Here is a 12411-nt window from a genome sequence, read left to right on the forward strand (position 1 = left end):
CAGGCCAGTGGCCTGAATTACGAGCCGCCCACGCTACACTTTGCTGCTTTACGCCGCGAGCTCGATCTTGTCGTTCGCTTCTTCCATGCTGCTGTTGTGCATTTCTTCCAGCGCGCGCTTGTACTCGGTCGGGAAGACCTTCACGAACTTGCCGCGGCTGTTGGCCCAGTCATCCAGCAAATTGCGGGCGCGGGTGCTGCCGGTGTACTTGAAATGGCGTTCGATCAGGCGGCGCAGGATGACTTCATCCGATTCCCGGTCCGTTTCGCGGCTCTGGCTGTGCCAGCCGGAGATATCGCCCTGCTCCTTGGTCGAGACCACGCGTTCCAGGTTCACCATGGTGGTGTTGCAGCGCGTCTCGAACTCGTTCTTCGGATCGTAGACATAGGCCACGCCGCCCGACATGCCGGCCGCGAAATTGCGTCCGGTCTCGCCCAGCACCACGACCGTGCCGCCGGTCATGTATTCGCAGCCATGGTCGCCGCAGCCTTCGACCACGGTCGTCGCGCCCGAGTTACGCACCGCGAAACGTTCGCCGGCCACGCCGTTGAAGAAGGCTTCACCGGAAATCGCGCCGTACAGCACAGTGTTGCCGACGATGATGTTGTCGACTGCCCAGCCGCGGAATTCCGTGTTCGGACGCACGATCACGCGTCCGCCGGATAAGCCCTTGCCGACGTAGTCGTTGCCTTCGCCCACCAGGTCGAGCGTGATGCCCGCCGCCAGGAAGGCGGCCGCCGATTGCCCGGCGGTGCCCTGCAGCTGGATGTGGATGGTGTCGTCCGGCAGGCCGGCGTGGCCGTAACGCTTGGCCACTTCGCCCGAAAGCATGGTGCCGACCGTGCGGTTGACGTTGCGCACCGGGGAAATGAAGGAAACGCGCTCGCCCTTTTCGAGTGCCGCTTTTGCCTGCGCGATCAGTTTATGGTCGAGCGCGCGGTCCAGGCCGTGGTCCTGCTCGCCGGTATGGAACAGGTTGCGCAGCGAATCGGTCTTCGGCTGATAGAAGATGTTCGAGAAATCCAGGCCCTGCGCCTTCCAGTGCGTGATCGCGCTCGATTTGTCGAGCAGGTCGGCGCGGCCGATCAGTTCGTCGTAGGTCCGGATGCCGAGCTGGGCCATCAACTGGCGCGCTTCTTCGGCGACGAAGAAGAAGTAGTTCACCACGTGTTCAGGTTTACCCTGGAACTTGGCGCGCAGGACCGGGTCTTGCGTGGCCACGCCCACCGGGCAGGTGTTCAGGTGGCATTTGCGCATCATGATGCAACCTTCGACCACCAGCGGCGCGGTCGCGAAACCGATTTCGTCGGCGCCCAGCATGGCGGCGATCACGACGTCGCGGCCGGTCTTCATCTGGCCGTCGGCCTGCACCCGCACGCGGCTGCGCAAGCCATTCAGGACCAGAGTTTGTTGGGTCTCTGCGAGACCCAGTTCCCACGGCGTGCCCGCATGTTTCACGGACGACAGCGGCGAAGCACCGGTGCCGCCATCGTGGCCGGCGACGACCACGTGATCGGCCTTGGCTTTCGAGACGCCCGCAGCCACCGTGCCGATGCCCACTTCCGACACCAGTTTCACCGAGATCGAGGCACGCGGATTCGCGTTTTTCAGGTCGTGGATCAGCTGCGCCAGGTCTTCGATCGAATAGATGTCGTGGTGCGGCGGCGGAGAGATCAGGCCCACGCCCGGCACCGAGAAGCGCAGACTCGCGATGTATTCCGACACCTTGTGGCCCGGCAGCTGACCGCCTTCGCCCGGTTTTGCGCCCTGCGCCATCTTGATCTGGATCTGGTCGGCGGAATTGAGGTATTCCGCCGTGACGCCGAAGCGGCCCGAGGCGACCTGCTTGATTTTCGAGCGCAGCGAATCGCCTTCTTCCAGCGGCAGGTCGATCGCCACGCGGTCGGCACCCAGCACCGAGGCCAGGGTCTCGCCCTTGGAAATTTTAATACCCTTGAATTCGTTCAGGTAGCGGCGCGGATCTTCGCCACCCTCACCCGTATTGCTCTTGCCGCCGATGCGGTTCATGGCGATCGCCAGCGTGGCGTGCGCTTCGGTCGAGATCGAGCCGAGCGACATGGCGCCGGTAGCAAAACGCTTGACGATGTCTTTCGCAGGCTCGACTTCGCCCAGCGGAATCGCTTTACTTGGATCGATCTTGAACTCGAACAGGCCGCGCAGCGTCAGGTGACGGCGGCTCTGGTCGTTGATGATCTGGGCGTACTCTTTATAGGTGCTGAAATTGTTGGCACGGGTCGAGTGCTGCAGCTTGGCGATCGCGTCCGGCGTCCACATGTGGTCTTCGCCGCGCACGCGGAAGGCATATTCGCCGCCGGTATCGAGCGCATTGGCCAGCAGCGGATCGGGACCGAAGGCCAGGTTGTGCAGGCGCAGCGCTTCTTCCGCCACTTCGAACAGGCCGATGCCTTCCACCGTCGACGAGGTGCCGCGGAAGTATTTGTCGACCAGCGATTTATTCAGGCCAACGGCTTCGAAGATCTGGGCGCCGCAGTAGGACATGTAGGTCGAAATGCCCATCTTCGACATGACCTTCATGAGGCCCTTGCCGATCGCCTTGGTGTAGTTGTAGCAGGCGACGTCGGGCGCCATTTCGTGCGGCAGGTGCTGGGCCAGGTCGGCCAGGGTTTCCAGCGCAAGATAGGGGTGAACGGCTTCGGCGCCATAGCCGGCCAGCAGTGCGAAGTGGTGGGTTTCGCGGGCCGAACCGGTTTCGACAACCAGGCCGGTCGAGGCGCGCAGGCCGCGCATCACCAGGTGCTGGTGGATGGTCGAGGTTGCCAGCAGGGCGGGAATGGCGACCACGTCGGTCGAGATATTCCGGTCCGAGATCACCAGGATGTTGTGGCCCGATTTCACGGCGTCGACCGCTTCCGCGCAGAGCGAGGCCAGCGAGGCTTCGATGCCCTCCTTGCCCCAGGCGACCGGGTAGCAGATGTTCAATTCATACGATTTGAACTTGCCGCCGGTATGCAGGCTGATGTTGCGCAGGCGCGCCATGTCGTCGAAACCGAGTACCGGCTGCGACACTTCCAGGCGCATCGGCGGATTGACGTTGTTGGTGTCCAGCAGGTTCGGCTTCGGACCGATGAAGGACACCAGCGACATCACCATCGCTTCGCGGATCGGGTCGATCGGCGGGTTCGTCACCTGAGCAAACAATTGTTTGAAATAGTTGTACAAAGGTTTGAGCTTGTTCGACATCACCGCCAGCGGCGAGTCGTTGCCCATCGAACCGGTCGCTTCTTCGGCCAGCACCGCCATTGGCGCCATCAGGAATTTCAAATCTTCCTGGGTGTAGCCGAAGGCTTGCTGACGGTCGAGCAGGGAGATTGCCGCTTTTTCGCCCTGCGCCGGGGTGTCTTTCAGCCGGTTTTGCGCCAGCTGCGACTCGCTCAGTTTGATTTCATTGAGCTTGATGCGCACCGACTTGATCCAGGCTTTATACGGCTTGGCGTTCGAATAGGTGTCTTTCAATTCCTTGTCGTCGATGATGCGGCCTGCTTCCAGGTCGATCAGGAACATCTTGCCCGGCTGCAGACGCCATTTCTTGACGATGCGCGATTCCGGAATCGGCAGCACGCCCGACTCCGACGCCATTACGACGAGGTCGTCTTCGGTCACGACATAGCGCGCCGGACGCAAGCCATTGCGGTCCAGCGTGCCGCCAATGTGACGCCCGTCGGTAAATGCCATGGCGGCGGGGCCGTCCCACGGCTCCATCATCGCCGCATGGTATTCGTAGAAGGCCTTGCGGTTCTCGTCCATCGAGGTGTGGTTTTCCCAGGCTTCGGGAATCATCATCATCATCGCCTGGGCGATCGGATAGCCGGCCATCACCAGCAGTTCGAGCGCATTGTCGAAGCAGGCGGTATCGGACTGGCCCTCGTAAATCAGCGGGAACAGCTTATGCAGGTCGTCGCCCAGCACGGCCGACTTCATCATGCCTTCACGGGCACGGGTCCAGTTGAAATTGCCCTTGACCGTGTTGATCTCGCCGTTATGCGCAATCAGGCGGTACGGGTGGGCCAGCGGCCATTCGGGGAAGGTATTCGTGGAGAAGCGCTGGTGCACCAGGGCGAGCGCGGAGACGCAGCGCGGATCCTGCAGGTCTTTGTAATAGACGCCGACCTGGTCGGCCAGTAACAAACCTTTATAGACGATCGTGCGCGCCGACATCGAGGGCACGAAGAATTCCTTGCCATGTAACAGTTTCAGCGCCTGGATCGCGTGGCCCGAGGATTTGCGGATCACATACAGCTTACGTTCGAGTGCATCGGTGACCATGATGTCCGGGCCGCGGCCGATGAAAATCTGGCGGATCACCGGTTCCTTGGCGCGCACGGTGGGCGACATCGGCATCGCTTCGTCGACCGGCACATTGCGCCAGCCGAGGACGACTTGCCCTTCGATGCGCACGGCGCGCTCGATTTCCTGTTCACAGGCGATGCGCGAGGCGTGTTCCTTCGGCAGGAAGACCATGCCGACGCCGTATTCGCCGGGCGGCGGCAGCTCGACGCCCTGCTTGGCCATCTCGTCGCGGAAATACTGGTCGGGAATCTGGATCAGGATGCCGGCGCCATCGCCCATCAGGGGATCGGCGCCAACGGCGCCCCGGTGATCCAGATTCTTCAGGATCAACAACCCCTGATCAATAATGGAATGGCTTTTATTGCCTTTGATATGGGCAACAAAACCGACGCCGCAGGCGTCATGTTCATTGGCGGGATCGTATAAACCTTGGGCAATCATGCGGGACTCTCCACAGCTTTTTCAGGGGTGAAGGTCGAGAATAGTGCAATGCAACAAAGACGGCAAGCGAAACAATGAGGGTCGGAGTCGAATTAAATCCACTATTCCATACGGATTGAATAAATAGGGACAGGTTAAATTTATTGAAATATTCGCGTTCGATACCGTTCAAAATTTGCACGCGGGGCTTCGCAGTAGCAGAAAATTGCTTCTGCCCATCAATTAAGCAATTAACTGCTAAGCCGCGTTGGTAGGCGCGGTCTTGAACGGGCGGCCGCGCTTGGCCGGCAGGATACGGCGCTGGGTCTGGCGTTCGAGATCCAATTTAAACGCCTGGCTGCCGAGCGGCTGGCCTTTCTGGACGGCGCCGGCGATGTGCGCCAGTTCATCGGCCCCAATGCCCTGCCCCACCAGGTCGATATAGGCCGCCTCGCGCTGGAAGGGGGTATTCCCCAGCCGCCAGAACTGGGCGTGGTCAGTGACGACGGCGTCGGCGTGAATGCCGGCGTGGTGGCGGTAACTCGACCACGAATAAGCCGCCGGCTCGCCCGCCTCTCCCTCGCGCACCGGCGCCAGTTCAATAAAACGGCTGCACATCAGGAAGTGGGCATCGGTATCGACCACGGCCGTGCGAAAACGGCCTTCGAACAGGCCGCCGGCGCGCCCATATTTGCTGTTGTACCAGGGAACATAGAAGCGGCCGAGCTTTTGCATCATCGCCGCCAAACCTTCTTCGGTCTCGGGCGTGGCCAGCAGGTGCAGGTGGGTCGGCAGCAAGGCGTAGGCGTGGATGGCGACGCGGTAGAAGCGGGCCGACTCGAGCAACCAGGCCAGGAAGCGCGCGTAGTCTTCCGGTTCGCGGAAGACTAGCTGGCGGTCGTTACCGCGCTGGAGGATGTGGTGCGGTTGCTTGGGGAGGATGAGGCGGGGTTGGCGGGCCATGGTCGCGGGCGGTGAAGGCGGATGGCGGTATTCTAGCGCGGCGCGAGGGACCGTGTCCCTGATTTATTTTGCGCCGTCTAATATCGTCGACGACTCTGTCCCGTTTTATACGCAACAGGAGAACCGAGCAATTCGTAGGGTGGGCACCTGTGCCCACGCGGTGCAACGTTTCCGTAATCGAAATGCATTTCGAACCGCCACGCCGCACCGCGTGGGCTCAAGAGCCCACCCTACGAAACCCGTCAGGCCAGCGTGAACCCTGCCGACAAACTATACCCCTCGCCATACGCGCTACGCAGCGGCAACTCCTGCCCCAACACCGTTCGCGTCTTCTTGCGCAGCCGGTACACCAGCATGTCGACGCGCCGGCTTGCATCCGGATCGTCGCCCCCCATGCCGGCCACGATGGTGGCGCGCGGGACCGGGCGGGTGTTGATCGTCAACAGGTGCAGGAAATTGAATTCCTTTTCGGTCAAATCGATCACCTTGCCCATCAGCTCGAGCTGGCGCGCGCTCACGCGCAGCGTCCATTTCACGGGCGCCGGCGCCGGTTCGGCCGGGCGCACGCGGCGGCCCAGGGCTTCGATGTGGGCGGCCAGTTCCGGGAATTTAATTGGTTTGGTTAAATAATGGTCGGCGCCGAGTTGCAGGCCGAGGATGCGGTTATCAAAAGCGACGCGTCCGGTCAGCACCAGCAGGCCAATCTCCGGATACAGCTGGCGCATGCGCGGAATCACCGTAAAGCCGTCTTCGTCGGGCAAGCCAAGGTCGAGCACCACGACCGCGGCCGGGGTACGCGTCAGCGCGGCCCACATTTCGCCGGCGGAGGTGGCGATCGTGACCTCATGCTCGAGTTCGCGCAGGAAATCGGCCATGTCGCCGGCGTAGTCGCCGTTGTCTTCCACAATCAATATCTGCGTCATCGGTAAGCCATCTTTTTGTTTAGGTGTTGCCAGATGGTGGCAGGGCCATTGCGGCCGACGGTGTCCCGGTCAGCGCCGGATTATCAGGGCTGGCGGCTTGCCGCGCAAGGTGCTTCGCGGCACCGGCCACCGGCAGCCAGATGCGGAACTCGGCGCCGCCGCCGGCCGGGGTGACCAGGCTCAGCATGCCGCCGTGCACTTCGACGATCGAACGCGCCATGTACAGGCCCAGGCCGCTGCCCGGCATGCCGGCGGCATTGCTTCCGCGATAAAACTTGTCGAACACGCGGACTTGCTCGTCCTGCGGCACGCCGGGACCGTGGTCGCGCACGGCCAGTTCGACGCCGCTCGCTGCCAGGCGCCCGTTCAGCACCACGGGCGAGGTCGGCGGCGAGTAGGCGACCGCATTGTCAATTAACACCTTCAGCGCCAGGCGCAGGCCTTCCGGCTCGCAGCGCAGGCTGGCCGGCAGTTCGCGCGTCTTGATGCTGGCCACGCGGCCGGCGGCACGCAGCTGCGCCAGCCCTTCTTCCAGCAAGGCGCGCGGCGCCAGCGTCGTCGGCTGGCGTTCGCTGCCGATACCGGCCATGCGCTCGGGCGACAGGTAGTCGTCGAGCATGGCGATCAGGCGGTCGGTGGCCAGGGCGATCTTGCGGTAGCGGGCGCGCGTCGCCTCGTCGGCATGGGAGCAAGTCGCTTCCAGGCGCTGGACGGCGCCGTCGATGGTCGACAGGGGCGTGCGAAATTCGTGGTTCAGCATGCTGGCGAAGCGCTTTTGCTCGGCCTCGCGCAGGCGCCGCGGCGACAGGTCGCGTACCAGGCCCACCAATGCCTGCGGGCGGCCGTCGTCGCCGACCAGCACCGAGGAGATGATCTCGACCGGTACCGGGTAGCCGTGCGCGCCATGGAACTCCGCTTCGCGCACCAGGCGCAGGCGGCTGCGGTCGCCCGCGCGCAGGCGCCGCAGACGTTCCGGCAAGCCGGCGCAGAGCGCCGCCAGCGGGCCGTTGGCGCCAGGGCCGATGCCGGCGGCCACCTCGGCCGGGGTATAGCCGACCAGTTGTTCGATGGATGGGCTGACGTAGCGCAGCTCGCCGCTGGCGCAATCGATGCTGAAAGCGATATCGCCGCCGATTTCGGCAATGACGCGAAATTGCTCGGCCAGCGCCAAGCCGGTGCTGCCGGAACCGTCGGTGCTGGCGCTGCGGTTCATCCAAATACCTTCCAGGAATAGGGAAAATTCATCGGCCGGAACGCAGGCCGCGGAAGAGTATATCGCCGCGCACGCCCTTCTGTATAGATAAGCGTTGCAGCGAAAGTGGCCCTGTATTTACAAATGTGTTCAATATCTTTCGAATCACGCCAGTTTCGTGCGAAATCCTGTTCACCGCGCATAGAAACTGGCGCGGCAGGCGAAAAAAAGCCCGCGCGCGGCGGGCCTTTGTGGCTTCTTGCGACAACGTTTTACTGTTCCGCGAGCGGCGCAAAAATTGCCTGCAGGTCTTCCTGCGTCAGCGCCATCTTTTGCGATTCGCCTTCGGCCAGGATCGAGTTCGCCAGCTCCGATTTCTTTTGCTGCAGCAGCTGGATCTTTTCTTCCAGCGTGCCTTTCGCAATCAATTTGTAGACGAAGACCGGTTTATCCTGCCCGATGCGCCAGGCGCGGTCGGTGGCCTGGTTTTCCGCCGCCGGGTTCCACCATGGGTCGTAATGGATGACGGTATCGGCCGCGGTCAGATTCAGGCCGACGCCGCCGGCCTTTAAACTGATCAGGAAAATCGGCACGGCGCCCTGCTGGAAGGCGGCCACCTGGGCCGAACGGTCGCGCGTTTCGCCGGTCAGGATGGCGTAGCGGATGCCGCGTGCGGCAAGTTCCTCTTCGATCAGCGCCAGCATGCTGGTGAACTGCGAGAACACGAGGATCTTGCGGCCTTCTTCCAATAAATCGTCGACCATCTGCATCAGGTCGATCAGCTTGGCGGAAATGGCGGCCGTGTTCTTTTTCGACGGCATGGCTTTGACCAGGCGCGGATCGCAGCAGACCTGGCGCAGTTTCAATAGCGCTTCCAGGATCACGATCTGGCTGCGCGCCACGCCCTTGCGGTCGATTTCCTCGCGTACCTTCTTGTCCATCGCCAGGCGCACGGTTTCGTACAGGTCGCGCTGCGGGCCGGTCAGTTCGACGCGGCGTACCATCTCTGTCTTTTGCGGCAATTCCTTGGCGACATTGTCTTTCGTGCGGCGCAGCAGGAAAGGACGGATGCGGCGGTTCAATAACATCCGCCGTACCGGATCGTCCTGGCGCTCGATCGGGTGGCGGAACTGGGTATTGAAGGCTTTTTCCTCGCCCAAGAGGCCCGGCAGCAGGAAGTGGAACTGCGACCAGAGTTCGCCCAGGTGATTTTCCAGCGGCGTGCCGGTCAGGCACAGGCGGTGCTTGGCATTCAGCGAACCGGCCGTCTGCGCCGCTTTCGAGCGCGTGTTCTTGATGTAGTGCGATTCGTCCAGGATCACCAGGTGATAGTGGTGTTCGCGCAGCTTTTCTTCGTCGCGCGGCAGCAATGCGTAGGTGGTCAGCACGATGTCGGCCTGCTCGATCTGGTCGAACAGGTCCATGCGTTCTTTGCCTTGCAGCAGCAGCACGCGCAGGTCGGGCGTAAAACGGGCGGCTTCTTCCTGCCAGTTGGTCATCAGGCTGGTCGGGGCGATCACCAGCGCCGGGCTGGTCAACCGGCCTGCCTCTTTTTCCGTCAGGATGTGCGCCAGGGTCTGCACGGTCTTGCCGAGACCCATGTCGTCGGCCAGGATGCCGGCCAGGTCGTATTCGCGCAGGAACTGCATCCACGACAAGCCGTCGAGCTGGTAGTCGCGCAAGGTCGCCCGCAGGCCGGCGGGCGCGGCCACCTTTTTCACGGAACCGAACTGGCTCAGCTTGCGGCCGGTCTCGCGCAGCTGCTCGCCGCCGAACCAGCGCATCTCGACGCCGCGCGCCAGTTCCTCGAGCCGGCTCGCGTCCAGCGTCGACAGGCGCACGCGCTGCTTGATCTTGTCATTGAAATACAACTCGCCGAGCGTCGCCAGGATCGGTTTTACGCGTGCCCATGGCAGGGCAACCCGCAGGCCTTCGGGCAGGGTGGCCAGCATCTGGTCGGTTTCGCCATGGGCGGCCAGCACCGCCGGATCGAAGTCCATCGGCGCGTTGCGGATCATCTGCACCAGCACCGGCAAGAGCGGCACGCGCTGGCGATTCACGACAATGCCGAGCTCGAGCTCGAACCAGGCCTTGCCCGCCTCTTCCGGCTCGTCGATCTCGGCATACCAGTCTTCCACCGGCACCACGTCGTAGCGGTACTTGGACGACTTCTGCAGGTGCCAGCCGGCGTCCGACAGCGCATCGAGGTCGCTTTCGGCAAAGCGAAGCCAGTGCGCCTGGCTTTCCAGCTGCACCGCGCCGGGAACGCCCGACAGCGGCGTGGTTGCCGGCTTTTTAAAACCGAGTTCGGCGAGTTTCTCGAGCGCCGTGGCTTCGGCGGCCGCATCGCGGTCGATGATTTCGGTAACGTCGCCAATCTGGCGCACCACGCGCTGGGACGGGTCGAACGAGACGCGCTGGCCGTCGTAATCGAAGGACAGCACGGCGAAATCGTGCCAGCGCTGGGCGCCGGTGTCGGCCAGCGCCACCGAATCGAGCAGCAGGAAGGGTTGCGGTGTGACGTCATTGCGCAGGCGCTGGGTGAGCGGCTGCGGCAGCGGCATCAATTCTTGCAAGCCATGCGCCAGCAGCAGTTGCGAGACGCGTTTTTTATCGTTGCCGGTCAGCACAGGCGCTTGCGCCACCAGGGCTTGCAGTTCGGCCAGCGAGATGTCGACGCCGCCGCGGTTCAGGGCCAGCGGGCCGCAGGACAAGTTGTCGATATACCACGGCGGATCGGTCGGCAGCATGTAGTCGATCAGGTCGGCGCCGGGGTGGTTCGCGCCATTGGCCGGCTCCACCGACCAGCCGAGCTTGGCCGCCCGGCCTTCGTCGCGCCAGGCGAGATTGGCTTGCCGGGTCGGGCCGCCTTGCAGCGGATAGACCAGGCCATTCGCCATGTCGGCCCAAGAATTTGCCCACAGCAGCTTGCCTTGGCGCAGCAACAAATCGAGCAGGATGGCGCCGACCTTGCCCTTGGGCTCGGTTGCGCTGGTGCTTTGCGAAGAACCGCTGCGCATGGCGATGAAGAAACGCACCAGGTCTTCGTCCTCGCCTTCCAGGTAGGCGGGCGGGGCCGACAGCAGCGAAAACACTTCGTTGACGGGACTGGCGGCGGCGACTTCGCCATTCGGGCGCAGGCGCGCCTTGCACAGGCAGATGGCCACGTGGCGCCCGCCGCTGGTGGGCGCCATCACATACACGAATTTGTACTGGACTGCCTTCGGATCGGCGACTTCAAGGGTCAGCTTGGGCTGCGGATGCGCCGCTGCCTCGACCCGTTGCAGCCAGGTTGTCACCGGTGCGGGCAATGCGGGCGCGCGTGCCGGCGTCGCGCGCGGGGCCGGGGCATCGTTCGCGTGTTCGCGTGGGTAATCAACTGTGTGCATTGGGTCCTTGAACCTGTATGAAAAAAAACAACAAACACCATTATCTCTCATACGGGCACTTCAGTTTTGTTCGTGATCGCACGTACCTGAGAAATCTTTATTTTGCGAAAGAATGGCCTCCCATCATGGCATATTGCTGGCTTTCAAAAAAGTCATTGACACGCGAATCGGCGCTGCTACTATATCGATAAACGATATGTCGTCACTCGATATACCGGGGCAATACAACGGGGAGCTGGTATGGACATCAATTTTGCAAAGCTGTTGCCGCTGTCGGAGGCGACCTATTACGTGCTGGCGGCGCTGGACGAACCACTGCACGGCTACGCATTGATGCAGAAGGTGGAAAGCATGAGCCAGGGGGCGGTCGTCATCGGTCCCGGCACGCTGTACGGCGCCTTCGGCACCCTGGAAAAACAGGGCCTGATCGAAAAGGTGAGCGAAGTGGAGCGGCGCAAGACTTATGCGCTGACGGAAAAAGGCAGGCTGGTGCTGGCCGAACAGGTAAGGCGCCTGGCCATCATGGTGCGCAACGGGCAGTTCGCACTGTCGACAATGGGAAAAGGAGAAGCGGCATGAAGGAGGCGATGGTCAGAATCTTTAAATTTTTCCTGGCGCACCAGGACGAGGAGCAGGAAGCCTGGCTGCGCGCGATGGCAAACCAGGGCTTGCACCTGGTGGACGTCAACCCGCTGAGCTTCTGGACCTTTCGCCGCGGCGCACCGGCCGACGTCGCCTATCGCGTGGATTATTCGAGTGCCGCCGGCAAGGCCGACTTCCACCAGTTGATGCAGGATGCAGGCTGGAAACTTGCCGCCACGACGATCGGCTGGGAATACTGGTGCACCCCCGTCGTGAATGGCCGCGCGCCCGACATCTATACCGACAGCGTCTCGAAAACGAAGAAATTCCAGGTGGTGCTGGCAATACTGATTTGCACCGGCGTGCCCGCTTTCATCGCGATGATGAACTCGGACAAACAGGCCCTGTTTGCCGAGGTATCGATGCCGGGACGCGTGATCATCGGGATCATATTCACCGTGTATCTGCTGCTGGTGCCGTACACGATCGTGGGCTTGCTGCGCCGCATACGCCAGATTCGCGCGGCGCCGGCCGGTTGATCGATGGCGGGCGGCATGGCCGCTTGCTGAAAATCCCTTGTCAAGACTGGCGCATTCCTCCCGTTTGCGTAACA

General features: G+C 62.4%; 7 protein-coding genes. 2 read left to right on the forward strand and 5 right to left on the reverse strand.

What is annotated here, in order from left to right; all coding sequences use genetic code 11:
* Window positions 1-48 precede the first annotated feature (48 nt).
* From NMB41_RS24425 to NMB41_RS24445, 5 genes are all read right to left on the reverse strand, one after another.
* On the reverse strand, window positions 49-4770 hold the full coding sequence (locus tag NMB41_RS24425; RefSeq protein WP_494380317.1) for a glutamate synthase-related protein: 4722 nt from the start codon (window positions 4768-4770) through the stop codon (window positions 49-51).
* A gap of 237 nt (window positions 4771-5007) precedes the next feature.
* Window positions 5008-5712, reverse strand: a complete 705-nt coding sequence (locus tag NMB41_RS24430) for a transposase (RefSeq protein ID WP_494380318.1) — start codon at window positions 5710-5712, stop codon at window positions 5008-5010.
* A gap of 242 nt (window positions 5713-5954) precedes the next feature.
* Entirely contained in the window at window positions 5955-6635 is a 681-nt protein-coding gene (locus NMB41_RS24435; RefSeq protein ID WP_494380319.1) for a response regulator transcription factor, read from the reverse strand.
* A 19-nt stretch (window positions 6636-6654) separates the two neighbouring features.
* On the reverse strand, window positions 6655-7848 hold the full coding sequence (locus NMB41_RS24440; RefSeq protein WP_494380320.1) for a PAS domain-containing sensor histidine kinase: 1194 nt from the start codon (window positions 7846-7848) through the stop codon (window positions 6655-6657).
* A 251-nt stretch (window positions 7849-8099) separates the two neighbouring features.
* Window positions 8100-11216: a DEAD/DEAH box helicase gene (locus NMB41_RS24445; protein ID WP_494380321.1), complete on the reverse strand. Its 3117-nt coding sequence runs from the start codon at window positions 11214-11216 to the stop codon at window positions 8100-8102.
* A gap of 240 nt (window positions 11217-11456) precedes the next feature.
* On the opposite strand from NMB41_RS24445, the gene NMB41_RS24450 reads away from it, so the two are divergent.
* The gene (locus NMB41_RS24450) at window positions 11457-11795 is read left to right on the forward strand and encodes a PadR family transcriptional regulator (protein ID WP_494380322.1); all 339 of its coding nucleotides are present in this window, start codon (window positions 11457-11459) and stop codon (window positions 11793-11795) included.
* Window positions 11792-12337, forward strand: coding sequence for a DUF2812 domain-containing protein (locus tag NMB41_RS24455; RefSeq protein ID WP_494380323.1), 546 nt, complete (start codon window positions 11792-11794; stop codon window positions 12335-12337). Before NMB41_RS24450 ends, NMB41_RS24455 begins: the two co-directional genes overlap by 4 nt.
* Window positions 12338-12411: the final 74 nt, after the last annotated feature.

It is taken from the genome of Massilia sp. FBCC-B171, assembly GCF_059134155.1.